General features: G+C 67.4%; 29 protein-coding genes. 18 read left to right on the top strand and 11 right to left on the bottom strand.

Annotated elements, in window-relative coordinates; genetic code table 11:
* Positions 1–299 precede the first annotated feature (299 nt).
* Entirely contained in the window at positions 300–473 is a 174-nt protein-coding gene (locus HOV91_RS32025) for a hypothetical protein (RefSeq protein WP_174189038.1), read from the bottom strand.
* A gap of 35 nt (positions 474–508) precedes the next feature.
* On the opposite strand from HOV91_RS32025, the gene HOV91_RS32020 reads away from it, so the two are divergent.
* The 5 genes from HOV91_RS32020 to HOV91_RS32000 all read left to right on the top strand — a co-directional run bounded on the left by HOV91_RS32020 (position 509) and on the right by HOV91_RS32000 (position 4,316).
* Positions 509–838, top strand: coding sequence for a hypothetical protein (locus tag HOV91_RS32020; RefSeq protein ID WP_174189037.1), 330 nt, complete (start codon positions 509–511; stop codon positions 836–838).
* A gap of 104 nt (positions 839–942) precedes the next feature.
* A complete protein-coding gene (locus HOV91_RS32015) occupies positions 943–1,713 on the top strand; it encodes a pentapeptide repeat-containing protein (protein WP_246351241.1) in 771 nt (256 codons plus the stop codon).
* A 196-nt stretch (positions 1,714–1,909) separates the two neighbouring features.
* Positions 1,910–2,854, top strand: a complete 945-nt coding sequence (locus HOV91_RS32010; RefSeq protein ID WP_174189035.1) for an ATP-binding cassette domain-containing protein — start codon at positions 1,910–1,912, stop codon at positions 2,852–2,854.
* Positions 2,851–3,612: an ABC transporter permease gene (locus HOV91_RS32005; RefSeq protein ID WP_174189034.1), complete on the top strand. Its 762-nt coding sequence runs from the start codon at positions 2,851–2,853 to the stop codon at positions 3,610–3,612. Before HOV91_RS32010 ends, HOV91_RS32005 begins: the two co-directional genes overlap by 4 nt.
* A 59-nt stretch (positions 3,613–3,671) precedes the next feature.
* Complete coding sequence (locus tag HOV91_RS32000) at positions 3,672–4,316, top strand: DUF4097 family beta strand repeat-containing protein (protein WP_174189033.1); 645 nt, start codon at positions 3,672–3,674, stop codon at positions 4,314–4,316.
* A 97-nt stretch (positions 4,317–4,413) separates the two neighbouring features.
* Here the strand turns inward: HOV91_RS32000 and HOV91_RS31995 are convergent, their stop codons facing one another.
* Entirely contained in the window at positions 4,414–7,587 is a 3,174-nt protein-coding gene (locus HOV91_RS31995) for an AfsR/SARP family transcriptional regulator (protein WP_174189032.1), read from the bottom strand.
* Between the two features lie 246 nt (positions 7,588–7,833).
* On the opposite strand from HOV91_RS31995, the gene HOV91_RS31990 reads away from it, so the two are divergent.
* From HOV91_RS31990 to HOV91_RS31975, 4 genes are all read left to right on the top strand, one after another.
* A complete protein-coding gene (locus tag HOV91_RS31990) occupies positions 7,834–8,034 on the top strand; it encodes a ferredoxin (RefSeq protein WP_174189031.1) in 201 nt (66 codons plus the stop codon).
* Between the two features lie 83 nt (positions 8,035–8,117).
* Complete coding sequence (locus HOV91_RS31985; RefSeq protein WP_174189030.1) at positions 8,118–9,341, top strand: cytochrome P450; 1,224 nt, start codon at positions 8,118–8,120, stop codon at positions 9,339–9,341.
* Positions 9,342–9,631: 290 nt separating this feature from the next.
* Complete coding sequence (gene qcrB, locus HOV91_RS31980) at positions 9,632–11,245, top strand: cytochrome bc1 complex cytochrome b subunit (RefSeq protein ID WP_174189029.1); 1,614 nt, start codon at positions 9,632–9,634, stop codon at positions 11,243–11,245.
* The gene (locus HOV91_RS31975; RefSeq protein ID WP_174189028.1) at positions 11,242–11,442 is read left to right on the top strand and encodes a hypothetical protein; all 201 of its coding nucleotides are present in this window, start codon (positions 11,242–11,244) and stop codon (positions 11,440–11,442) included. The genes qcrB and HOV91_RS31975 overlap by 4 nt, the downstream gene beginning before the upstream one ends.
* Positions 11,443–12,097: 655 nt before the next feature.
* On the opposite strand, the gene HOV91_RS31970 is transcribed toward HOV91_RS31975, so the two are convergent.
* Together HOV91_RS31970 and HOV91_RS31965 are read right to left on the bottom strand one after the other, a co-directional pair.
* Entirely contained in the window at positions 12,098–12,361 is a 264-nt protein-coding gene (locus tag HOV91_RS31970; protein WP_174189027.1) for a hypothetical protein, read from the bottom strand.
* A 205-nt stretch (positions 12,362–12,566) separates the two neighbouring features.
* Complete coding sequence (locus HOV91_RS31965) at positions 12,567–12,881, bottom strand: hypothetical protein (RefSeq protein ID WP_174189026.1); 315 nt, start codon at positions 12,879–12,881, stop codon at positions 12,567–12,569.
* 917 nt (positions 12,882–13,798) lie between these two features.
* Here HOV91_RS31965 and HOV91_RS31960 point away from each other — a divergent pair.
* The 3 genes from HOV91_RS31960 to HOV91_RS31950 all read left to right on the top strand — a co-directional run bounded on the left by HOV91_RS31960 (position 13,799) and on the right by HOV91_RS31950 (position 16,189).
* Positions 13,799–14,704: a hypothetical protein gene (locus HOV91_RS31960; protein ID WP_157227694.1), complete on the top strand. Its 906-nt coding sequence runs from the start codon at positions 13,799–13,801 to the stop codon at positions 14,702–14,704.
* Positions 14,705–14,910: 206 nt separating this feature from the next.
* The gene (locus HOV91_RS31955) at positions 14,911–15,453 is read left to right on the top strand and encodes a TatD family hydrolase (RefSeq protein ID WP_083888037.1); all 543 of its coding nucleotides are present in this window, start codon (positions 14,911–14,913) and stop codon (positions 15,451–15,453) included.
* Between the two features lie 19 nt (positions 15,454–15,472).
* Positions 15,473–16,189 carry an AAA family ATPase gene (locus HOV91_RS31950; protein ID WP_245560508.1) on the top strand — a complete coding sequence of 239 codons (717 nt, stop codon included), beginning with the start codon at positions 15,473–15,475 and terminating at the stop codon, positions 16,187–16,189.
* Positions 16,190–16,509: 320 nt separating this feature from the next.
* Here HOV91_RS31950 and HOV91_RS31945 read toward each other — a convergent pair whose 3' ends face one another.
* The 4 genes from HOV91_RS31945 to HOV91_RS31930 all read right to left on the bottom strand — a co-directional run bounded on the left by HOV91_RS31945 (position 16,510) and on the right by HOV91_RS31930 (position 19,768).
* Entirely contained in the window at positions 16,510–16,908 is a 399-nt protein-coding gene (locus HOV91_RS31945; RefSeq protein ID WP_043737314.1) for a Rieske (2Fe-2S) protein, read from the bottom strand.
* Positions 16,909–16,925: 17 nt separating this feature from the next.
* The gene (locus HOV91_RS31940; protein WP_051047332.1) at positions 16,926–18,116 is read right to left on the bottom strand and encodes a ZIP family metal transporter; all 1,191 of its coding nucleotides are present in this window, start codon (positions 18,114–18,116) and stop codon (positions 16,926–16,928) included.
* Positions 18,113–19,090 carry a multicopper oxidase domain-containing protein gene (locus tag HOV91_RS31935; RefSeq protein ID WP_438822711.1) on the bottom strand — a complete coding sequence of 326 codons (978 nt, stop codon included), beginning with the start codon at positions 19,088–19,090 and terminating at the stop codon, positions 18,113–18,115. The genes HOV91_RS31940 and HOV91_RS31935 overlap by 4 nt, the downstream gene beginning before the upstream one ends.
* A 276-nt stretch (positions 19,091–19,366) precedes the next feature.
* Complete coding sequence (locus HOV91_RS31930) at positions 19,367–19,768, bottom strand: hypothetical protein (RefSeq protein ID WP_043737308.1); 402 nt, start codon at positions 19,766–19,768, stop codon at positions 19,367–19,369.
* Between the two features lie 97 nt (positions 19,769–19,865).
* Here HOV91_RS31930 and HOV91_RS31925 point away from each other — a divergent pair, with 97 nt between their 5' ends.
* From HOV91_RS31925 to HOV91_RS31905, 5 genes are all read left to right on the top strand, one after another.
* Entirely contained in the window at positions 19,866–20,255 is a 390-nt protein-coding gene (locus HOV91_RS31925; protein WP_043737306.1) for a MerR family transcriptional regulator, read from the top strand.
* A gap of 69 nt (positions 20,256–20,324) precedes the next feature.
* Positions 20,325–20,681 (top strand): hypothetical protein, encoded by a 357-nt coding sequence (locus tag HOV91_RS31920; protein WP_043737303.1) that lies wholly within the window; start codon positions 20,325–20,327, stop codon positions 20,679–20,681.
* Positions 20,678–21,127 (top strand): MerR family transcriptional regulator, encoded by a 450-nt coding sequence (locus tag HOV91_RS31915; protein ID WP_043737301.1) that lies wholly within the window; start codon positions 20,678–20,680, stop codon positions 21,125–21,127. The genes HOV91_RS31920 and HOV91_RS31915 overlap by 4 nt, the downstream gene beginning before the upstream one ends.
* Complete coding sequence (locus tag HOV91_RS31910) at positions 21,117–21,413, top strand: hypothetical protein (RefSeq protein WP_043737298.1); 297 nt, start codon at positions 21,117–21,119, stop codon at positions 21,411–21,413. The genes HOV91_RS31915 and HOV91_RS31910 overlap by 11 nt, the downstream gene beginning before the upstream one ends.
* A gap of 25 nt (positions 21,414–21,438) precedes the next feature.
* Entirely contained in the window at positions 21,439–21,774 is a 336-nt protein-coding gene (locus HOV91_RS31905) for a YnfA family protein (RefSeq protein ID WP_043737295.1), read from the top strand.
* A 312-nt stretch (positions 21,775–22,086) separates the two neighbouring features.
* Here the strand turns inward: HOV91_RS31905 and HOV91_RS31900 are convergent, their stop codons facing one another.
* From HOV91_RS31900 to HOV91_RS40285, 3 genes are read right to left on the bottom strand one after another with little or no spacing between them, the layout of a single operon-like run.
* Entirely contained in the window at positions 22,087–22,437 is a 351-nt protein-coding gene (locus tag HOV91_RS31900) for a DUF3703 domain-containing protein (protein WP_043737293.1), read from the bottom strand.
* A gap of 44 nt (positions 22,438–22,481) precedes the next feature.
* Positions 22,482–23,408, bottom strand: coding sequence for a sterol desaturase family protein (locus HOV91_RS31895; RefSeq protein WP_043737291.1), 927 nt, complete (start codon positions 23,406–23,408; stop codon positions 22,482–22,484).
* Between the two features lie 43 nt (positions 23,409–23,451).
* A complete protein-coding gene (locus tag HOV91_RS40285; RefSeq protein WP_051047331.1) occupies positions 23,452–23,793 on the bottom strand; it encodes a helix-turn-helix transcriptional regulator in 342 nt (113 codons plus the stop codon).
* A 50-nt stretch (positions 23,794–23,843) separates the two neighbouring features.
* Here HOV91_RS40285 and HOV91_RS40280 point away from each other — a divergent pair, with 50 nt between their 5' ends.
* On the top strand, positions 23,844–24,218 hold the full coding sequence (locus tag HOV91_RS40280) for a hypothetical protein (protein WP_051047330.1): 375 nt from the start codon (positions 23,844–23,846) through the stop codon (positions 24,216–24,218).
* Positions 24,219–24,300: the final 82 nt, after the last annotated feature.

Below are 24,300 nucleotides of genomic sequence, written 5' to 3'. Positions count from 1 at the left end.
CCCTCAGGGGGTGGGCACCTGCACCCACCTCGGACCGTAGCGGCTAGCGGGTCGGCCCCGAGGCGAATTCACTGCGGCGTTGCGTGCGGCACGAAGTTGTCCCCATTGCCCTCACCCGACCGAACAGCCGCCATCAGGGCTTTCGTCCCGCCGCCGCGCAGTCACGAACTTCCGGTCGAGGGACGAGAATCGCGCAACCGCTCACATTCGGCGTGGTCGGCATCGGGGCGGTCCGCGCCGGTGCGGGCACAGCCGTGCGCGGCGTACCCGGATCTGTCGTAACCCCAGGCGTCGTAACCTCAGGTGTCGTAACCGAACTCGTCGCGGCCGAAGCGGTCGTAACCGGACCGGTCCCTTCCGGATCGGTCGTAACCGAACGGGTCGTAACCGAGCGTGTCGTAGCCGAAGCGGTCCCGGCCGAAGCGGTCGCGACCGAATGCTGCCGGGGACGCACGCACCGTGCTGCTGTCCACCGGCGTAACCGCCAGTGATGGCTTATCGTTCAGGTATGTGGCTGTATGCCGTATGGGGGTGCGTCGGCGCAGCCGTCAACTGCGGAGTGGTATTCGTCGAGGCCACGCGAAGAGTCAAGGGCTGGCCTTGGGTCTGGCCCCAGGGGCCGGGCGGCGGCCCTTACGCCGCATCGGTTCTGGTGCAGCTCGGCGTCGGAGCCGCCACCGCTTCCGTCGTGCTCGACAGCGGGGTGATCGCGGCGAACGCGCTGGTGGCCTTCGGGATCGGCACGGCCACCCCGGTGGTCGTGAAGAAGGTGAGCCGCTATGTGCAGTCGCTCCTGCCCGGAGAGGAAGACCCGAACAGCAAGGAGCTGACGCCATGAGCCAGCGGCACTTCGGTCGCCGGTTCTTGGCGGCGCTGGCCGGATCGACGCCCACATTCGCCGCGGTCTCGACCGAGGAACATCGCGGCAACGGTCGCCGGTTCTTGGCGGCGCTGGCCGGATCGACGCCCGCGTTCACGCCGAACCGCCCTGTCGACTATCGAACGAATGTCAGCTCCGCACACTCGGCTTTCACTGAGGGCACGCGAACTCGCGCCGCCACGGATCTGCCCGATGTGCATCCGGCCCGCGCGTACCTGATCCGCGCGCGACTGGATATCGCCCGCTTGTCCGGCGTGACCGCGCGCTTGCACGGCGTGAACCTGTCCGGCGCGGACCTGTCCGGCGTAGACCTGTCCGGCACGGATCTGGCCCGTGCCTTCCTGGGCCGTGCGAAGCTCAGGGGCGCGAACCTGTTCGGCGCGAGCCTGCGCGGCGCGAGTCTGCGCGACACGGACCTCAGAGGCGCGAGTCTGCGCGACGCGGACCTGAGCGACGCGAACCTGAACGGCGCGGACCTGCGCAATACGAACCTGCGTGGCGCGAACCTCAACGGCGCGCTCCTGCACGACGCGCTCCTGCACGACGTCGACCTGAGCGGCGCGGACCTCAGGGGTGCGGATCTCAGAGGCGCGAACCTGCGCGACGCGGACCTGCGCGACGCGAACCTGGACGACGTCGACCTGAGCGGCGCCGACCTGAGCGGCGCGGACCTGCCGCAGATACCCACCATCGCGGACCTGAAGTGGTCGAGCGGAACCCGATGGGGCCGCGACGCCGCCGAGATTCGCGCGCGCTCCATCGAGCCGAGCGACGGGCACTACATTCTGAATCCTCCCACCGGACAAGAGGCGGGCGCCCTCGCGGACCACTGACCCGGCGTTCGGAAAGAGGCGTGCTCAGGTTCGGGATCGTTACCGCTGGTCGCGACGGCCCGGCAGGGGTCGTGCCCGCAACTGACGGCTGCCGATGATTCCCCCGTCTGCCCCGGTGACCAGGACGAATATCGTGTCAGTGGACATGTCAGGTCGGTATCAGGCCGGTATCAGCCGGGCTGGCGACAGTGTTCACATGAACAGCTCAGCGATTGCGGCTTCCGGACTCCGGAAGGCATACGGGGACAGAACAATCCTCGATGGCATCGATTTGCATATCGGCGCCGGGACGATTTTCTCTCTGCTCGGTCCGAATGGGGCGGGTAAGACGACCACAGTGAACGTGCTGACCACGCTGCTGAAAGCCGACGGCGGCACGGCGCGCGTGGCCGGGCACGATATCGCGACCGAGCCTCGAGCGGTGCGCGCGGCGATCGGGGTCACCGGTCAGTTCGCGGCGGTGGACGATCTGCTGACCGGGGAAGAGAACCTGCGGCTGATGGCGGATCTGCACCATCTGCGGGCCGCCGAGGGCAAACGGGTGGTCACCGAATTGCTGGAACGGTTCGATCTGGTGGAGTCGGCGCGAAAGCCGGCGTCGGCGTATTCCGGGGGAATGCGCCGCAAACTGGACCTGGCGATGACGCTGGTCACCAAGCCGGACATCGTCTTCCTGGACGAGCCGACCACGGGACTGGATCCGCGCAGCCGTCGCACCATGTGGGAAATCGTCCGGGAACTGACGGCCGACGGTGTGACGATCTTCCTCACCACCCAGTACCTCGAGGAAGCCGATCAGTTGGCCGACCGGATCGCGGTGCTCGATCAAGGCCGCATAGTCGGCGAAGGAACTCCCGACGACCTCAAGCGCCGAGTACCCGGCAGCCACATCCGCCTCCGGTTCGCCCAGGTCGCGGAATTGGCTGCGGCGGCGCGAATCCTGCCCGGCGCCACCCGCGACGACGAGACCCTGACCTTGCGAGTGCCGGGCGACGGCGGCACGAAATCACTGCGAGACCTGCTGGATCGGCTCGACGAACACTCGATCGAGGCCGAAGAGATCTCCGTCCACACTCCCGACCTCGACGATGTTTTCCTTTCCCTGACCGGTCACGCGACCACGGAGGCTATCGCACAATGAGCACTATTTCCGCACCGCTGGCCGATTCGTCGATCATGCTGCGCCGCAACTTCAAGCACATCGCCCGAACTCCGGTCGCGATATTCAACGCGGCTCTGATGCCGGTCGTGATGATGCTGATCTTCGTGTACGTGTTCGGCAACGCGTTCAATGTCGGCGAGGACTACATCGACTACGCCACACCGGGCATGATCCTGCTGGCCATCAGTTACGGGTTGTCGGGCACCGCGGTATCGGTGAGTTCCGATATGGCGAAGGGCATCATCAACCGGTTCAAGGTCATGGACGTCTCCCGCGGCGCCGTACTGACCGGCCACGTCGTGGCCACCATATTGACCAATGCGGTAGCCATCGCGGCTGTCCTCGCAGTGGCCTTCGCGCTGGGATTCCGGCCGTCGGCGAGCGCACTCCACTGGCTCGGCGCGATCGGCATCATGGCGGCGACATCGTTCGCGGCCGCCTGGCTCACGGTCGCACTGGGTATGGCCGCGAAAACTCCGGAAGCCGCGGGCATGACCGTGGTGCCGCTGATCATGCTGCCCTTCGTGAGCAGCGCGATCGTGCCCGCCGGCCAGATGGGACAGGGCATCCGGCAGTTCGCGCAGTATCAGCCCTTCACGCCGATCATCGAAGCGATACGTGGGTTTCTCGCCGGCCACCCTTCCGGCGGCTACACGGCCGCCGCGCTGGCTTGGTGCGCCGGGTTCGCCCTCGTCGGCTACCTGTGGTCGCGTGCCACGTTCACCAAGCGGGCCTAGTCGCGATCAGTCCGCCTCGGATTCACACCCACCGATCCACCTACCGAAGGAGCACAGCCATGCCTGCATTCGAGACACCGGAACCGATCGCCATCACCGTCGACGTGCTCTCCGGCAGCGTCACCGTGATCGCCTCCGACCGTACCGACACCGTGGTCGACGTCCGTCCGGCCGATCGGTCCAGGAAGGGTGACGTGCGCGCCGCGGAGCACACCGCGGTCGATTTCACCGCCGGGACACTGACCGTGCGTACGCCGAAAGACTGGCGGACCTACACCCCGTTCGGCGGCAACCCGTCGATCGAGGTGACCATCGAGGTGCCCGCCGGCTCCCGGCTGAAGGGCACCGCCGCGGTGGGCCGGTTGCTGGGCGCCGGCGAACTCGGCCCGTGCGATTTGGAGGTATCCGCCGGCGACATCACGGTCGAGCACCCACGCGGTTCGGTGACCGCGAAAACCGCCAAGGGCGACATCCGCATCGGCGAAGCGTCCAGCGGCGTGCTGCGGCTGGAGACCTCCATGGGCGAGCTGGAGGTGGGCATCCACCCGGGCAGCGCGGCACGGTTGGAAGCCAACGCTCAGCACGGCACCGTGCAGAACCAGATGGGACCGGTCGACCGGCCGCGGGACAACGCGGAGACCGTGCAGGTGTACGCGCGCAATTCCTACGGCAACATCGTCATTCGGCACGCTACGGCCGCCTAGCGCAGCCGGTGCGACGGCACCCCGGTCTAGTTCACGCCGCACCCCGGTGCACGACACACCAGCGTCGTGCACCGGGGCGCAGCCGGTTTCGGCACGTTCAGCAAGCGAGCGTAGTGGTGACCAGATCACGCCAATTCGCTCGCGCACCCTCCCTCGTCGCCTCGGTGAACCGCGCTTCACCGAGGCGACGCCGTGCTGTCTGCTCGATCCGGGTCGCGTCCGGGTGGGAACGATCGGCCAGTCCGCGTACTTCCGCACTAGCCGCGAGCAGTCGCACGGCCTGCTCGTTCTGGTCGTCACGCAGGGCCAGGTCCGCGATCCCGACCAGTACCTGGGCGACCAGGGGCGCGTATCCCGCCGCGGCTGCCGCCTCGAAGGCCGCGGCGTGCCGTTCGCGGGCTTCGTCCACACCGTCCGCGAGGTAGCCGAGCATGCTATGTGTCATCGCCGTCATGTAGCTGCGCTCCACATCACTGCCCAGCATGGTGGTCGCGACGTCGATCTGCCGGTATGCCTGCTCGATGTCGCCGCTCCAACGGGCCAGCTCCGCTTTCGCCAAGGCGAGTTCGGCCAGTGCGTTCGGCCACGCGGATCGATCCGCGTAGCGCTGCGCCTCGGCCATGGCGGCCGCGCTCGCCTCCGCATCGCCCAGCAGCCAGTACAGCTGAGCCTGCCGCGCCCGCATCAGGAAGACGTCCTCGATCGCACCGACTTCGGTGACCACCGCGATCGCTCGGTCCAAATGCTCGCACGCACCGGCGAACTCGCCGCGCGTGGCGATTCGGTTCGCCAGCTCGGTCAGCGCGAACGAAATGCCCCAGCGCTCGCCGATGGCACGGAACTCGGCGAGCGCCGTCTCGAGATACTCGTCCGCCTCCCGCCCGTCCTGGCCGAGCGCGATCCGCGCCTTGCCCAGTTGGAGCCGGGCCAGCGCCCGCACCCAGGGATCGTCGTCGGTCAGCAGCGGTTCGAACGCGGGCAGCAACGCGTCCGGCCCCTGCACCATGCGTTCCAGCGCGGCGACGAACCCCAGCAGCGGGTATCCGCCCTGACTGCTCCGGCTGAAGCGGTATGCCTTGTGGATCCATTCCTCCACATGGTGCTCGTCACTGGGCCCGGAACTCATGAAATGCACGACCAGCGCGTACACCCTGGCTCGGGTCTCGTCGTCCACCTCGCCGGGCAGGCCGGCGGCCGCGGTGATCAGCTCCATGCCCTCGGCCTTGTGCCCGCTGAGCCACCAGTACCAGCCCGCGACCGCCGCGAGCCGCATCGCCCCCGGCGTGTCCTCGGCCGCGAGCGCGCCGCGCATCGCGACAGCGATGTTGTCGTGCTCGGCCTCGAGCGTGGCGAGCCACTCCAACTGCTCGGCGCGGCGCAAGTGCGGCTCCGCGGTGTCGGCGAGCCGGGTGAAGTACGCGAGATGCGCTCGGCGCGCCGAATCCGATTCCCCCGAGTCCACGAGCCGTTCCCGGGCGTACTGCTCGATCGTGTCGAGCATCCGATAGCGCGGCCCGCTGTCCCCGGAGGTGAGCAGCAGCGATTTCTCGGTCAGCGCGGTCAGCAGTTCGAGCACCTCCCACCGCTCGACCGCGACGGTCTTCCCGTCCCCTTGCCCTTCGTACCCGCCTTCGATGCCCGCGCAAACCTGCTCGGCCGCCTCCAGACTCGCGCCGCCTGCGAACACGGCGAGCCTGCGCAGCACCATCCGTTCGGCGTCGGTGAGCAGCTCCCAGCTCCAGTCGACCACCGCCCGCAACGTCCGGTGCTGCGGCAGCGCGGTTCGGCTGCCGCCGGTCAGCAGGCGAAACCGATCGTCGAGTCGGTTGGCGAGCTGATCGAGGGACATGGTGCGCAGCCTGGCCGCGGCCAGTTCGATCGCCAGCGGTATTCCGTCGAGCGCCCGGCACACCCGCGCGATGGTCGACAGCGTGCGGGCGTCGTCCGCGAGATCCTGGCGCACCGCACCGGCCCGGTCCCGCAACAGCTGAACGGCCGGAGAGGACTCGATCTCACCGCGGTCCGCGTCCTCGGTGGGCAACGCCAGCGGCACGACCTGCCACAACGCCTCACCCGTGATGCCGAGCGGTTCCCGGCTCGTCGCCAGGATCCGCAACCGGTGACACTCGCCGAGCAGCCGGTGGGCGAACGCCGCCGCGGCCTCGATCACGTGCTCGCAGTTGTCCAGGATCAACAGCGTTTCGCGCTCGCGGATCGCCGCGACCAGCCGATCCATCGGTTCCGCGTTCGGTGCGCCGCCGAGCAGCGCGTCCCGGAGCCCGAGCGCGGCGAGCGCCGATTGCGCCACGTCACCGCTCGCGCCGACGGACGCCAGCTCCACCAGCCAGGCCCCGTCCGGTAGGTCGTCGAGCAGGGTCCTGGCGGTTTCCAGGGCCAGTCTGGTCTTACCCGAGCCACCGGGCCCGGTCAACGTGGTGAGCCGATGGTGCGCGATGAGTTCGCGCACGGCGGCGATGTCGGCGAATTTGCCGACGAATGTGGTCAACTCGGCCCGCAGGTTCGTCCTGCGATCGTTCTCCTCCGCTCCCACTTCGCCGCGCAGCAGGGCGACGTGCAGCGCGGAGAGTTCGGGGGAGGGATCCACGCCCAGTGTGTCGGCGAGGGCTTCGCGGGCCTGCTGGTACACGATCAGCGCCTCGTTGGCGCGACCGGCGCCGCCGAGCGCGCGCATCAGCGCGGCGACGAGCCGTTCCCGCACCGGGTGCCGGGCCACCAGTTCGGTCAGCTCGGTGACCAGCTCGGTGCCCCGGCCGAGGCGGATCTCCGCTTCGTATCGATCCTCCATGGCGGCCAGGCGCAGCCCCTCGAGCCGGGTGATCACCGCGTCGACAGCCGCGCTGTCCGGCATGCCGAGGTCCTGCATCGGCGCACCGCGCCACAGGTCGAGCGCTTCCCGCAGCAGCTGCGCCCGGTGCGCGTCGTCGCCGCGGGCCTGGTCGATCAGCTGTTCGAATCGCACGGCGTCGACAGCGCGGGGTTCCACGGTGAGCCGGTAGCCACCGGCCTGCACGTCGAGCGAGCCGTCCGGCAGCACCCTGCGCAGCCGGGAGACCAGCGCCTGTAAGGCGTTCGCCGCGTCGGCGGGCGGTTGCTCACCCCAAATCCACTCGACCAGCGCGGCTTTCGAAACCGGGCGGCCGGGCTCGAGGGCAAGGGCGATCAGCAATGCCCGTAACCGAGCGCCCGGTATCGCTATCAATCCGCCGTCATCTGCTCGGATCTCGAGCGGTCCAAGCATCCCGATCTGCACCGGACCATTCTGCCGTGGACGATCGGCGGTCACCGGGCCGCCCGTCCCTCTGGTGACAACCCCGGCCGATGGCGGCGATCCGCGACGACCACCAGGGCGAACGTCGTGTCAGCGGACGTGTCAGGTCGGTATCAGGCCGGTATCAGCCGGGCTGGCGACAGTACTCCTGTGAACAGTTCAGCAATCGCGATGTCCGGGGAACGCGTTCGGAGATCCCGCCCGATCACCTGGACCGAGGGGTAACCGATGGAACTCAGGGTCGACCGAGAGCGCTGCATCAGCGCCGGCATGTGCGTCCTGACCGCCCCCGAAGTGTTCGACCAGGACACCGAGGACGGCCGGGTGGTGCCGCTGGACCTCGCACCCGCGCCCGAGCGGGAGGTGGCCGTCCGCGAGGCCGTCCAGGTGTGCCCGTCCGGCGCGCTCACCCTCGTCCCCGGCGACTAGACAGTGCCGCCGGCATGTCGGCGTCGGAGCCGTGCCAGTCGTATGTCAATCAGCCCGCAACCACAGCCAAGAGAGAGAATCTGATGAGTCGAACAGTTCCCATCCCGCACGGCCTGCCGATGGAGCGCAACGCAAGCCCCTTCGACCCGCCCCGGGAAATCACCGAGTTGCGCGAGGCTCGCCCCGTCAGCCCCCTGATCTTCCCGGACGGTCACGAGGGCTGGCTCGTCACCGGCTACGACGCGGTCCGCAGGCTGATGGCCGACACCCGGTTCAGCTCCCGCCAGGACATCGGCATCCTGCACGTGCCGTACGAGACCGGCATGCCCGTCGCTACCGAACCGTCCCCGCAGGTGCCGGGCTTGTTCGTCGCGATGGACCCGCCCGATCACACCCGGCTGCGGCGCAAGCTGACCGGCGCGTTCACCGTCCACCGCATGAAGCAGCTCGAAGCGCACATCAGCGACATCGTCGAACGGCAGCTGGACGAGATGGCGAGCCTGACCCCGCCGGTCGACCTGGTCGAGGCGTTCGCGCTGCCGGTGCCCTCGCTGGTGATCTGCGAACTGCTCGGCGTCCCCTACGCCGACCGGGAGAACTTCCAGGTCAACTCCGCCAAGTTCCTGATCAAGGAACAGCCGCTCGAGCAGAAGATGGCGGCGTACGGCGCGATGACGACGTACCTGGCCGAACTGGTCATGCGCAAACGCGCCGAACCCGGCGAGGACATCCTGTCCGACCTGGCCCGCCACGACGACCTCACCATCGAGGAGCTGACCGGCATCGCCTTCCTGCTGCTGCTCGCGGGCCACGAGACCACTGCCAACATGCTGGCACTGGGCACCTTCGCGCTCCTCGAGCACCCCGAGCAGCTGGCCGAGTTGCGCGCCGACCCGGATCTGCTGCCCGGCGCCGTCGAGGAACTCCTGCGCTACCTGTCCGTTGCCGACATCTTCTATCGCTACGCCACCGAGGACATCGAGCTCGGCGGGGAGACGATCGGCAAGGGATCGACCGTCGTCGTCTCGTTGCTGGCCGCCAACCACGATCCCCAGCGCTTCGACAACCCCGACGCCCTCGACATCCACCGCACGGCCCGCGGTCACCTGTCCTTCGGCCACGGCATCCACCAATGCCTGGGCCAGCAACTGGCCCGCATCGAGATGCGTGCCGGTTTCGCCGGACTGCTGCGCCGCTTCCCGGCCCTCGCACTCGCCATCCCCGCCGATGAGGTGAAGCTGAGGACCGACATGAATATCTACGGCGTCCACGAACTGCCGGTCACCTGGACGGAACCGGCCCGATAGGACCGAGATCGTCACCTGGGCGGGAACCCGCCTTGGGGGCGTTCCAGCAGCGGTCGAACCTCAACGCAGGCGCCCACATCGCGGAGAAGCGCAGGGCGGGGATTCGGTGGATCCCCGCCCCGCGGTTGTCGGCAGATCGCTCACGCCGATGTGCCGACGACGCTCCAGGGACGCGGCGACGGGAAGCGATCAGACGGTCGATCTGTGATTTGCGGCACAGCATGTCATAGATCGATGGCCGCAGGTGTCTTGTGGGTAGCCCTCGCCGACGATCAGGAGGTTCGCCAGCTATGAGCACTGCGGCTCGGGGAGCAGACGCCGTGGATCAGCGCTACCGCGCCTCCGCCTTCGTCAAACGCTCGATCAACAAGGTCTTTCCGACCCATTGGTCGTTCCTGCTCGGGGAGATCGCGCTGTACAGCTTCATCATTCTGCTGCTGTCGGGCGTCTACTTGACCTTGTTCTTCGACCCGTCGATGAGCCATGTCGTCTACGACGGTGCGTATCAGCCGCTGCGCGGTGTGACCATGTCCCGGGCCTACGAGTCGACGCTGAATATCAGTTTCGAGGTCCGCGGCGGGCTGTTCGTGCGGCAGCTGCACCATTGGACAGCGTTGCTTTTCGTGGCGGCGATGATCGTGCATATGTGCCGGATCTTCTTCACCGGCGCGTTCCGCCGCCCGCGTGAGATCACCTGGGTGATCGGCGCACTGCTGCTGATCCTCGCTCTGTTCGAGGGCTTCTTCGGCTATTCACTGCCTGATGATCTGCTGTCGGGTACCGGTCTGCGCGCGGCCTTCTCGGGTATCACGATGTCCATCCCGATCGTGGGCACCTGGCTGCACTGGCTGCTCTTCGGGGGCGATTTCCCCGGCGACATCATCATTCCCCGGCTGTACATCACCCATGTACTGCTGTTCCCGGCGATCATGCTGGCGCTCGTCATCGCCCACATCGGAATCGTCTGGTACCAGAAACACACGCAGTTCCCCGGTCCGGCCCGCACCGAGAACAATGTCGTCGGCACTCGGATCGTGCCGGTGTTCTCCCTCGACCAGGGCGCGTTCTTCATGTTCACCCTCGCGACAGTGTCGTTCATGGGCGGGGTGTTCCAGATCAATCCGGTCTGGAACCTGGGCCCGTACAACCCGTCGCAGGTATCGGCGGGTTCGCAGCCGGACTTCTACATGATGTGGACCGACGGTATCGCGCGCCTGATGCCGCCGTGGGAGCTGTACATCGGCAATTACACCGTGCCTGCGGCCTTCTGGGTCGCGCTGGCGATGGGGTTGGTGCTCGCGGTGCTGGTGGTTTACCCGTGGATCGAGAAGCGGCTGTCGGGAGATACCGCGCACCACAATCTGCTGCAACGCCCGCGAGACGTGCCGGTGCGCACCGCGATCGGCGCCATGGCCCTGACGTTCTACGTGGTGCTGACGCTGGCGTGTGTCAACGACATCATCGCGTTGAAGTTCAATATCTCGCTCAACGCGACGACCTGGTTCTTCCGCATCGCGGTGCTGCTGGGCCCGCCGACGGCCTATTTCCTGACCTATCGGATGTGCCTGGGCCTGCAACGCAGCGATCGCGCGGTACTCGCCCACGGTATCGAGACCGGTGTGATCAAACGCCTACCGCACGGCGAATACATCGAGATGCACCAGCCATTGGGTCCGGTCGACGACCACGGCCACCCGGTTCCGCTCGAGTATCAAGGCGCCCCGGTGCCGAAGAAGATGAACAAACTGGGGTTGGCGGGCAAGCCAGGACCAGGTTCGTTTCTCCGCCCGGATCCGGAGCCCGAAGCGGAGCATCTCGTGACGACCGAGCACACCGAAGAACGCAGGCAACTGGCCGTTCTCCGGGAATACCAGCGCCGCGACAGCGAACGACACGACCGATGAGACGGCGCCGTGTCAGGCACGCCGAAGACTACGGCGATCACGACAGCCAGCACGATCTGAAAATCGACGCGATCACCGGCCGCGAGAATGCCTACCAGCACAAAAAGGGGCTCGCCGGGAATTATCAGCCCCATCGGAATCCAGAACAACGAGATCGTCAGAGCCGCGATGGCCGCGTACAGGGCCAGACCATGTAAGCCATCCAGCGCCGTGGTGATATCGAGCATCTAATTGCACCAGTCCGTTCAACTAAGCAGCCAGAAGCCGCCCAGGCGGCCCGGCGGGAGCGGGTCCGTCGCCCGTGGGGGTACTCGCATAGGGCGAGCAGGCAATAGAACAAAGTCTGCGTAGAAGATCGCTATACAGGAAATCAATCCTTCGTATCTATGTATATGATTCCTCAATAGTTGCCGGTAAATGACACTGGAATCGGCATTTCAATGTGTGCGCTACAGACTCGAACGCGATGGTGCCAGCACATGGCCTTCCCGTAGGTCGAGCGGCGCGAACGCTTGGCCGAACTAGGCGTCACCGGTGCCAGGGTGTGTCTCCCGCGTGCCGGACGGAGATCCCGGTCGAGGATGCTCGACACCGCCGCCTCCCACGGTCTGGAAGACCTGTCGTCGGCAAGCGGCTGGATTCCGCAAGCGACCAGGGACTTCCCGTTTCCGACGTCTGCGAGAGCTGCGAGCGACCTATGAACTCGCACATGCGGGCGGCAGAGGTGTAGGGCTGTGTAGCCAGATCCAGAGGCGTTGGCTTACATATGCCGCCGGGGCAGAAGTAGCCGCCCTCGGTCATGGTGATGCCACCTCCGGACCGGGCGGCGCAGCATTCCGGCGTCCAGACAGGTCAGCTCGAGGCGAATACCTGGACGTCGGTCCAGCGCAGTGAGGTGATCATGCCGCGGATCCGGCCTCCGTCCCCGATGGAGCGGATCCCGAAGGCGAGATCCTCATCAGCGGAACGGACCACGCGGTTCGTGACCAGCGGTCTGTGAACGCGCTCCTGCAGCGGCGACTGCGATGGGATGACCATCTGCGCCTGCATATCGAGACCGCCTGCCGCCGAGGCGGCGCCCTCGCGCTGCGCCCGCACGATCTCGACCCCGACCAATGCTTGGTCTACCTACGGGAAAAGAACGGCACCGACCGCTGGCAGCCGGTGTCCCCACATTGATGCGGCACCTGTTCGAGCACGCCGCCGAACGCCACAGCCCGCGCTCGGGGCAGTTGCCGCGCGATCGGTGCCAGCTCGGTGTGGATCTCGCGCGCGTGGGAGGTGCCGAGGTAGCGGCCGTGTGGGGCAGGGGAATGAGGTATTAGCTGCCGAGCGGTCGGCCGGCGCGAGGGCTTTCTGCGGAGTTGAGCGCATCGGTGTAGGGGCCGATGTCTTCCTCCAGGATGGCTTCGACGCCATCGGGACCAGTGTGCGAGCAGTGCTCGAAATGCGTGTTGTAGGTGCGCAGGGTGCCTTCGAGCAACCGGGTCCGGGCCTGGGGGATCACCTCCGCGAAGGTCGGCATCCGCGTGTCGGGAATGACGAGATCGGTAGGGGAGGTGCCCATCTGGGTCAGCAGCAACCGTGGGGCGGCTACAGTCTCCGCCGTCGCGGTCGAAGGGGTGAGTGCGGTCATCACGCCCCCGCTTCAGCAGCCGCAGGCTTGCGGCGCACAACTCGTCGAGCGCGGCGGGCGGATGGATCAGCAGCACGCGGCGGGTGCGGTGCCCGATCAGCAGGCCCGCTGACCGATCAACAGATTAACTCGACGCCGGAGTCGATACGGAACGCGGAAGTACCCGCCCCCGGGTCATGGTGATACCACCCTCGGGAACCTGGCGGGCCAGCAGAACCCCGGCATCCAGACAGGTCAACTCCAGACGCATGCCCGGACGCCAGCCCAGCGCGACGAAGGTGATCTTGTCGAGGATCCGGCCTTAGTCCCCGACACAGCAGATTCCGTACACGACATCGCCGTCGGCGGGACGGACCAAGCGGTTCGTGACCTGCGGTCTGTAAATGAGTTCCTGCAACGGCGACCGCGGTGGGATGACCGGCGCGATCGTCGGTGACCACCCTCGCCAGCAAACTATTCGCAGGCGGCAGATGTGTCGCAATCTGGCAGATGGGCCACGAATCGGTGCAGTTCAGAGCGTGTTTCCACTGGTGGACTCCGGGTGTGCGAGTGCACTCCAACACGCGGCTCGGGGAAGTGTCACGACTGGCGTGAATCTGTGCGCGAGAGGGGACTTGAACACGAATTCGGACCACCGATGACGGCGATCCGTGCGGAAGACGCCTCTAACCTAGATCGCTGACCGATAACAGTCAACCCAAGTTCTCGGTTTGTACGTGAAAGTGGCAGGTGTGACGCAATTTTCGGAAAAACGGCTGGAGTAGCTGTGAGCCTCTTGTTCCGTCGGTGGGTTGGTGTTTGAGGGTCAGGTCGTGGTGGGTGATGAGTGGGCGCGGTTCCTGGGTGAGTTTCTCGGGATGCTGACGCAGGGCCCACGGTGACGTCCAGCCGGACCGTCGCCCTCAGTGGACCTGGGCATGAACGATCCAGGCCGGGCGGTACCTGTCGTGCCGGATCACATGTGCTGGAAGATGGCCTCCTATGCCCGGCCGCCGGTTCGCCGGGCTGGAGGTGGAGCGACATTGTTTCTGATGTGCAGCCATGCCGACGGCAACAACGCAGTACGCGGAGCACAGAACACGCTCGTCGGCTGGATGAAATCGAAGCAGATAGAAGCCTTCCTCCATCGTCGCTTCGAATTCCGCCAGCGCGGCAACGCGGTCGAGTCTTCCTCAAGGAGCCGAAGCCTGCTGTTCATGGCGCTGGCCACCGCGATGGCCGCCGCCTCCGGCGCCCATCGGGTAACAGTGCCGGAGAACGGTTTCACCAGTATCAACCCACCGCTCACCGCGGCGCGAGGAGGGGCGCTGTCGACACGGTCGACCCACCCCGAGACCTTCACCCGTATCAATGACCTGCTCGGGCAGCTCGCGATACCCGTCACCATCGCGAATCCCTACCACTATCACACCAAAGGCGAACTCCTGGACCACGCTCATGACCACGTCGGCGAAGAGTTGCTGACCGCGGCCGCATCCAGCGTGTCGTGTTCGAAATTCGACGGCCAGTACTACGCAGGGGGCACCGCGAACCTCAACTGCGACCTGTGCGTCGCGTGCATCGTCCGGCGAGGCGCGTTCCCCCGCAGCGGCCACATCGACAGGTCTATCTATCTCGCAGACGCCCTGTCTGGGGACGCGCAACAGAAGCTGCACGAGCGGCGCTATCGCGACATTCGCGATGTCCGGCAGGCACTTGCCGAAGGGTTCGACGATCTCTCCGTCCTCGCTGTCGGAGCGCTCCCACCGAGCACGGACATCGACGCCATCATCGAGGTCTGCGAACGCGGCTTGGAGGAGATCAGACGTGTCCCCCTTCCCTGACCGGCTGTCCCCGTTGGACTGCCACGCTCACATCGCAACGGACGTGACCGGCACGCAGATAGCGGCACTGGGGCCCGCGATCGTGTTGGCCGTCACGCGGACACCGCACGAAGCACGCGTCGCCCTCGATCGGAAAGACTCAACGCTGATCTTGGGCACCGGAGCCCATCCAGGTGTGAAGGCAGCTTTGGTCGAGTTCGACGCGGATGAGTTCCGTTCGACCCTGGCCGGTCCGTGTCTCATCGGCGAAGTCGGCCTCGACCGCCGTGGCGACCGCGAGCTTCAGACGGCGGTCTTCTCACAGGTTCTCGCGATCGCCGAAGACCCGAGAGGTTCTCCTCTCGATCCACAGCGCGGGCCAGGTCGACACAGTGCTGGACCTGCTCGCCCAGCGACCGCACCCCGGTGCGGTGCTGCACTGGTTTCTCGGCGACACCGATCAGGTACAGCGCGCCGTCGAGATGGACCTCTACTTCTCGGTCAACGCAGCCATGCCGGACCAGGTGCTCCAAGCCATCCCACAAGACAGGCTCCTGACCGAAACAGATCTTCCCGCCAGTACGAGATCCACGCGGGCGTCTCGGCCCGGCGATCTTCGGCACCTCGAATCCCGTCTGGCGATGCTGCACAATCGCACCAACAGCGACATCCGGCGTCGGCTTTGGCAGAATTTCCGCGCGATCGCGACGCGGGCCAGGGTTCTCGACCACCTGCCCGACAGGGTTTTCGATGTAGTGATCGAAGCCTGAACCATCGATCCGGCACCAGATGCGCGATCGCGAGTGGCTGTTCGCCCAGTATGTGATCGGCCAGCGCACCCTTGCCGATATCGCCGCAGAACTCGGCACGAGCTACGTGTCCATGTTGCGTGTGGCCAAGAGACATCGGATTCCGATCCGCCAGCGCGCAGGTGGACAGCAGATCCCGGTCTTGGCCCCTGCCGCCGCAGCGGTGACGCCGCGCATACTGCAGGTCGACTACAACCGGCGTCGCCGGGGGTGGCACGCCAACCTGGGGCGGCTGAGGACTCCGCAGCTGGCGGAGCTTCATGAACAGTTGTGGGACATCGTCGATTCCAACGCCCAGGACGGAGACAAGGCCAAGGGTGCGGTCGGGATCGACGCATTCCCGGGGTTGGGTAAGACAACCTCGGTGCTGGCGTTCGCGAAGGAGCTCCACCGCCGCGAAATCACGGAAGGCGGCGACCGTACTACGAGCGGTCACCAGCGGTGGCCGGCGTGCCGGGTCGGATTGACCGGCAACACCGGGATGCGGGAGTTCAACCGGGCGATGCTGAAATTCTTCGCCCACCCGTGCACAGAACGCGGCAGCGCCGCCCAATTCGCCGGCCGCGCCCTGGACCGCGTCCTGTCCTGCGAGACAAGGCTATTAGTGGCCGATGACCTGCATTTCCTGCGCATGAACGCGACCAGCGGTTGGAGATCAGCAACCACTTCAAATACATCGCCAACGAGTTCCCGGTGACCCTGCTGTTCATCGGGGTGGGTCTGGCCGAACGGGGCCTGTTCTCCGAGGGCTCTTCCTACTCCGACGCTGTGCTCGGGCAGACCGGACGCCGCACAACCCAGCTGGGAATGCGTCCGTCCCCATCGATGCCGAGGCCGGCCGCCGGGAATGACGTCAGATCCTGCTCGCGCTCGAACAGCGCCTCGTGCTGGCCGACAAGCACAGCGGCGGCTGCCGCGCGATGACGCCGTGGCGGCATCCCGCCCAGCACGCTGGTTTCGCGTCGGGCGGCGTGCGCCGCTGATCGGTGTGGTCGAGCCGTTCGGTAGCTGTGGGTGTCAGTTGATGTGGATGTTGTGGCCTTCGGTCTGGGTTCCGCGTCGGGTGAGGGGTTCTCGGGCGGGTCCGCGTTCTGGGGTGCCGTCGGTGATGCGGAAGCGGCTGCCGTGGCAGGGGCAGACGATCAGGCCGTTGCGGATGTCGCTGACGGTGCAGCCTTGGTGGGTGCAGGTGGTGGAGAAGGCATGGAATTCGCCGGGTTTCGGCTGGGTGATGACGGTGGCCTGGTCGGGGAAGATCTTGCCGCCGCCTACTGGTATGTCGGTGCTGGGCACGGTGAACGGTGCGGTGTCGGTGGCGTGGCCCGCGCTGCAGCCTGTGGCGGTGACCGCGGTCGCGGCGGCGGCGCAGGCGAGGAAGGTGCGTCTGGGCAGGCTGGGGTGTGCTGGTGGGGTCATGGCGAGTCGGTGTCCTGTCAGGCGGTGACCAGCAGGCCGGTCAGGTACATGACGGCGATTCCGGCGATGATGCCGCCGAGGATGGTGGCGTCGGCTCGGTCGTGGCCCTCGGCACGCAGCGCGGGGGTGATCTGGACGATGACTTGGGCGATGGCGCCGACGCCGACACCGAGCAGCAGCGCGGATAGTTCGGCGTTGTTGACGCTGGCGCCGACGACCGCGCCGAGAATGGCCGGGGCGCCGGCCAGCAGCCCGAGGGTCAGCAGTGTGGGCAGTGGTGTGCGCTGCCGGATCAGTGGTGCGACGATCGCGACGCCTTCGGTGGTGTTGTGGATGGCGAAACCGAGGACGAGGAAGGCGCCGAGCGCCAGTTCGCCGACGGCGTAGGCGGATCCGATGGCGAGGCCTTCACCGAGGTTGTGCAAGCCGATCCCGCCGGCGATCATGAACGCCAACCGGCGCCCGGTGGCCTCGCCTTGTGCGCGGCGGGCGCGCAGGAAGCGGTCGACCGCGGTGAGCGCCAGGAAGGCTGCGGCGGCGCCGAGGATGACCAGTTCCGCGCCGCCGAACGCGCCGCCGGAGCCTTGGGCGAGTTCGAGGCCCTCGCTGGCGCCGTCGACGGCCAGGAACGCCAGCAGGCCGACGGTGACGGCGAGCAGCAGTCGCAGCGCCGAACCGGCGGTGCGGCGCAGCAGCGGCAGGAACAGCATGCCCAGCAGCACGGGGATGACGCCGACGTAGGTGCCCAGCAGCGCCATGAGGCCGTAGAAACTAGGGCCGGGGCGCGGGGTGGCGACGGCGGCGGGGATTTCGTGCTCGATCACCAGCCCGGTGGAGGTGAGCATCGACACCAGATAGGGTTGCCCGTTCTGCCAGGGATAGTTCAACTCCAGTGTGGCGGTGCGCTTTCGGGTGATCGGTTGTTCTCCGCCGCGGACGTCGACGTAGGCGTCGTTGACGAAGACCTGCGCGACGGTGACCGGGTCGGGCCCGGTGTTGCGGACGGTCAGCTCGATCCGGCCCGGGGTGAGGACGGTGTGCTCCACCGCGAGCTCCTCCACCGGTGGGCCGGTGCGGTCGGGCAGCGCGCGCCCACCGACCAGACCGAGGGCGGTGAGCACGGCGGCGACCAGCAGGGCGACTCCGGCCCAGGAGACCCAGGCGGGCAGCCGGGAGGTCTGTGGGTGGGTGGCAGCGGGTTCGGTCATGGTTCGACCACCTCGAACATGCCCATCCAGCCGAGTTCGGCGAACTCGCTTTTGTGGGCGTGGAACATGAACCGGCCCGGGTGCGGGAAGCGTAGTTCGCAGATGCCGCGCTGCCCCTGGGCTTGCACGACGGTGTCGGTGAACTCGGTGGGTTGCAGCCGGGTGCCGGTGGGGTAGTAGTCGAAGAAGTTGCCGTGGATGTGGAAGCTGTTGATCGGGTCGTATTCGAGGACGTTCACCAGGTAGATCCGCACCAGCTCACCGCGTGTGACCCGCACCGGTTCGTGCATGTAGTGGAACGGGATGCCGTTGACCGCATACAGCTGGTTGCCTTCGGCGTCGAAGGTGGTGTTGTAGCCGTGCATCACCATCACCAGTTCGTCCGCGGGCGGGCGCGGGGTCGGCGGGTCGACGATGAAGGTGCCGTAGAGGCCGCGGGCGATGTGCTCGGCCAGCGGACCGACGTGGCAGTGATACAGGTGCAGCCCGAACGGGCGGGCGTCGAATTCGTAGGTGAACGACTGCCCCGGTGCGATGACACCGGGGCCGATGCCGGGCACACCGTCCATCTCGGCGGGGTGGATGCCGTGGAAGTGGATCGTGTGCGGATGCTGCGAGCCGTTGGTGAAGGTGACCTGCAACTGGTCGCCCTCGGTGCAGCGCAGGGTCGGGCCGGGGACGCGGGCATTGAATGTCCACGCCGGAAACCGCACGCCGGGAGCCACTTCCAGCTCCTCGTCGCTGGAGGCGATCTCCCAGGTGCGCAGTGTTCGCCCGTCGGGCAGCCGTGACACCTGGCCGTAGTCGAAATCGCGCAAGATCGCCGTCGGGTTGAACCCGTTCGCGTCGTGATCGACCGTCGCGCCCAGCCGGAAGGTCGGGCCCTCCACGCCACCACCGTGAACCGACGCCACCGCAGTGTCACCGTGACCGCTGCCGTGACCTCCGGCGGGCCGCTGTTCGGCGGTGACCATCGCGGGAACCGCGACGGTTCCGACTGCCCCGAGCAGCGCACCACCTGCAAGGAAATTCCGCCGCGACGCCGCCGCCATCGAATACCGCCTCACCGAATACCGAATTTAGCCTGGCCAAACTTTAGCTTCGGGAGTCTCCTAACACAATGAGGGTCGTCGACAAGCCTGCCGCCATCCTCCGGCGGCAGACGGCCGCTCGAGGACGTGGCCCCCGATGAGATCGGTGTTCGCCGAACGCCGGGGCGAGGGATGAGCAAACGGCTCGACGATCTGTGGCTAGCGTTGGTCGTTCAGAGTCATTCCCGCCGCGATCGTGCGATCGCGAAGCGCGTCGACGCTGCCGAACGCGGTCTGCGGCAACTGGGCGTACTCGTCGAGGAACGCGGCCGCATTGGCCGGTCCGATCACATCCCACACCACGGTGCCGTCGGCAACGGTGATCGCCATGCGCAGGAATGGGCAGCAGTTCTGCTCGAACGCCGCCTGTTGCCGCACCCGCGTCTCGATGTCGTCTTGCTGGCGGAAGGTCCAGCGCACTCCCCACTCGGTGCGCTGACCGCTGATGAACGCCTCGGCGAACAATCCGCGGTAGGCATTCATGATCGCGTGCTCGTCGTCGCCGGGTCGGATCGTGCACACGATGGGTGCATCGGGCGGGATGTCGTGGGTTTCGGTCACCGATCTGCTCCTCGTTGTCGTGGTGGTGTCCTGTCACCGGCAACCGTAAAGTCTGGACCTAAGTCCAGAGTCAAGACCGATCGCGGGAGAGGTGACGATGAAGATCGGCCAGGTCGCCAAGGAGGCCGGCGTCACCGTCGACACGGTGCGCTACTACGAACGCCGCGGTGTCTTGCCCGCCCCGCACCGGGAGCCGTCCGGCTACCGCCGCTACGGACCAGACGCTGCCGACCGCATCCGGCTGACGAAGTCCTTGCAAGCACTGGGATTCACGCTCGATGAAGTCGTCGACGCCTTCGGCGACCTCGACGACGGCGACACGACGTGCGCCAACCAACGCTGGCGACTCGAGCAGGTGCTGGACCGCATCGACACCCAACTCGCGCGCCTGCAACAAGTCCGCGACAGCGCGATGACCGTGCTCGAAAGCTCCCACACCGGCCAGCGCGACCACTGCGCGAGCCAACCGATCAACACGCACCCCTGACCGAAGACCAGCCCGGTCCGGCATTTCGGGGTTGCATCCTGTACCGGGGTACAGGTTTACCGTGATCGTATGACCAACAACGATCAACCTGATCTGATGATGAACCTGTCGGCATGCACCCTGCCGACCGCGGAGCGTCCGACGCGGCTGGCCGAGTTCGACCAGTTCTTCGCCGACTCGGTGCAGGCCACCCACCGCGCGGATCCCACACGGCTCGAGCTGACCCTCACCGCAGACGCCGACGCCGAGCCGGTCGGGCGGGATCTGGCTGCGCGGGAGTCGGCGTGCTGCTCGTTCTACACCTTCACCTTCCAATCCACCCCGGCGGGCACCGTCATGTGGATCGACGTGCCCACCGCCTACATCGAGGTGCTCGACGCGATGGCAGCCCGCGCCCAGACCGCCGTCGCTGGAGCCGGTCGATGACGGGCATGCGTAGCGGGGAACTGGCCGCCGCGGCCGGTGTGAACGCGCAGACGTTGCGCTACTACGAGCGCCGCGGCTTGCTCGCCGAACCGGACCGCTCCCTGGGCGGGCATCGGTTGTATCCGGAGCAGGCGGTCACGGTGCTGCGGGTGATCAAGGCCGCCCAACGCCTCGGGTTCACCCTCGACGAGGTCGCCGACCTGCTGGATGTCACCCACTTCGGGCGCCGCCGCGCCGATACCGGGCTGCAGGCCCGTGCGGCGGCGAAGCTGGCGGAGGTCGACGCGAAGCTCGCCGAGCTGACCGCGGTGCGCGACACCCTGCGCGCCGCCCTGGAGGCTGGATGCGACGACCTGATCGCATGCAGCGAAAGCCCTTGCTGCCCAGTGCCATTTACCGACGACCACGACAGCACCACCACTGTGGGAGGCGACTGTGGCTGCTGACCCCACCACCAGCTCCCGGCGCTGGTGGGCGCCGATCGGACTGGGCGCGGCCATCTGTCTCGGCTGCTGCCTGGCACCGATCCTGCTCGCCACCGGGATCCTCGGCGGCGGCATCACCCTGCTGAGCCTGTCGTGGCTGGAACCGCTCGGCTTCGTCCTGCCCGCCGCCGGAGCAGCTGGACTGATCTGGTCGCGCGCCCGAGCCCGCCGCGCCGGATGCACCAGCGATACCGACTCGGCCGCTGCCTGCACAGGTTCGGGGTGCGGCTGCACCACCACGTCGTGAACCCGGGATCGTAGGCTCGGCAGCCATGACCGTATTGCGTTCGATCCTGCTGTTCGTCCTGGCCGCCGTTGCCGAGATCGGCGGTGCCTGGCTGGTGTGGCAAGGGGTGCGCGAGCACCGCGGCTGGGCCTGGATCGGCGCAGGCGTCATCGCTCTCGGGCTCTACGGATTCGTCGCCACCGCACAACCCGACGCCCACTTCGGTCGCATCCTCGCCGCCTACGGCGGCGTCTTCGTCGCCGGCTCGCTGGCGTGGGGCATGGCCCTGGACGGTTTCCGCCCCGACCGCTGGGACGTCACCGGCGCCCTGGTCTGCTTACTCGGCGTCACCGTGATCATGTACGCCCCACGCACCGCCTGACCCAACACCGGCACCAAGCCCACGCCATTGTCCACCACTGAACATCCTCAACCGCCCCGACAGAGCGATCGCCGCGCTACCTGCTGTCGGTCACGCGATCTCACGACCAACGAATAGTGCAGTGGCGGTGGGCCGAACTGCTGGCGGTTGGCCGCCGACCATCTCCGGGAACCGGTCGGCTACCTCACCGACGCCGGGTTCAGGACGAGTACTGCGCCCGCACCGGCCGCGGCGGAGTGGTCTTCCGTGTGCTGGCTCGAAAACCCGGACTAGACCACCCGGGACCCTGCCGCGGACGGCGAAGCCTTGCGGTCAGGCGGCAGCCGGGTGCAGCAGGGCCGCGAGATCCGGCGGGGTCGGCATCGGCTGGCGCAGGCTGACGCGGGCGCGGCCGGTGTTGCCTTCGGGGTAGCGGCCCGACAGGGATCCGGGGGCGGCCACGATGATCCGCACGACCTGGCCGAGGGCTTCGCGGCGGTCACGCTGCCGCACAGCGAGGGCGAACATGGCGAGGTGGTTGCGGGTGTGCAGCCACGGGTCGGGTTGGGACAAGATGTGGGCGCGTTCGAGGTGTGTCCAGCGTTGAGCCGGGTCGGCGCTGGTCTTGGCGGCCTGCATTTCTTCGTGGTAGCGGGCGCGTGCTGCCGGGGGGATCGATGCCATGACATGTCCTTTCGAGATGGGCGGGTGCGATGCGGGGTTGCGGGTCAGGGTGTGGTCGCCTTGGCGGCGGCAGCTGGGTGCACGGCGTGGGTGTCGGTGCTGGTGAACGTGCACCCGCCGCGGCGGGTGAAGGGTTCGGCGAGCTGAGCGAGGTAGGTGGTGGGGTAGTCGGGTTTGGCGGCCATGCCCAGGTCGTCGCTGGTGAAGCGGCGGTGCGGGTCGTAGCTGTAGGTGCGTAGCAGGTGGTCCCAGACCAGGGTGAACAGCCCGAAGTTGACATCACCGATGCCTGCCCATTTGAGGTGGTGGAAGCGGTGGCCTTCGCTGAGCGCCAGAACATGTTTCAATGCACCGATGCGGTAGTCGGCGTTGGAGTGTTGCAACAGCAGCTGCACCGCGACCGCCAGCGACAACGCGGCGGCAACCGGGACCGGGCTCCCGGCGAGCAGCAGCGGGCTGACGCCGGCGGTCATTTCGATGGTTTGGTGCAGGGGGTGTTTCATCAGGCCGTTGAGGCCGTAGAAGCGGGTGAGGCTGTGGTGCACGGCGTGGAAGCGCCACAGCACCTCGATTTTGTGGCTGGCGTAGTGGGCCAGGGTGATGCCGAGGTCGGCGGCCAGGATCGCGATCAGCACCTGGACGAGGAATGGCCAACTGGTGGGCCAGATTCCGTCGCCGGGGATGAGCGTCGCGAGGGCGGGGATGGCGGCGACGCTGGCGAGGATGAGGGTTTCGTTGACGAAGGCGTGGGCGCCGTCGCGGCCGGAATCGCCCTGGGAGTTGTTCCAGGCGTGCTGGTAGGGCAGGAGGCGTTCGGCGGTGAACGACAACGCGACCGCGACGGCGAGCAGGGCGAGCAGCCAGAGTTTGCTGGCGCCGGCAGCGGTCACGGCGATCCCGGCGCCGTTGAGGCCGAGCAGCATCACGGGGGCGTACCCGTAGCGGATGAGGGGGCGGGCGAGCGTGGACATGGGTCCAGCGTCGCCTCCGCACCCGGGTGGGGGCTTGAAGAAATCAGCTGACCTGAGCCCGTTTGTCCGGTGGGGGTCGCCACCCGGTGGCGATCAGCGCGTCGGTCGGAGTGATACCGATCAGGTCGCGGCAGGTGCGGGTGAGGTGGGCGCTGTCGGCGAACCCCGCCGCGTGCGCGGCCTCGGTCAAGGAACCGCCCTCACGGACCACCGCGAACCCCCGCTGAAGTCGGGTCCAACGCCGCCACGCCGCATACGGCAATCCGACCTCCGCGATGAACACATGCGACAAGCGGCTCGCCGAAATCCCCACGCAGGCGGCCAGGTCCACCAGCGTCGGCGGCCCACCCGGATAACTGCCCGCGATCCGCAGCGCATCGGCCACCACCGGATGGGAACGACGGTACTCGCCCGGCGGCCGCGGACCACGGCGATGTGTCGGTCGGCGGGGGTGGCGGCGCTGACCCAGCTGGCGGCCTGATCGGCGGGCAGCCCGGCCAGCCGGCGCAGCGCGGCGCGCGCGGTCGTGCTATCCGGATCGAGGAAGGCGACGAATCCACTGGTGTCGGCGTCGGCGTGGACCTCGTGACCGACGCCGGGCGGGATGATCGCGGCGTCGGCAACCGCGGTGCCACCGCCGCTGTCGGTGAGCGTGAGCCGGCCGCGGGCGACGAACAGGACCTGCACGGCGGCATGCGCATGCGCTCTCGCGTCGCCGATACGGCCGGTGAACGCCATCAACCCGGGGCTGAACACCACGCCACCGCGCCATCGAGACACCGCCGCGTTCTCCGGTGCCGGGGTCGATGACCGTGGCGGTGTGGTGGTCATGACCGCGAGCCCGCCAGCGCGGGCGAGGGCTTCGCGGTCGTGGCGGGGGCCGGGGCCAGGG

Source organism: Nocardia barduliensis, from assembly GCF_013315795.1.
Taxonomy (GTDB): Bacteria; Actinomycetota; Actinomycetes; order Mycobacteriales; family Mycobacteriaceae; genus Nocardia; species Nocardia barduliensis.
The sequence above is the reverse complement of the archived record's forward strand: the minus strand, read 5'-3'. Positions and strand labels throughout refer to the sequence as shown.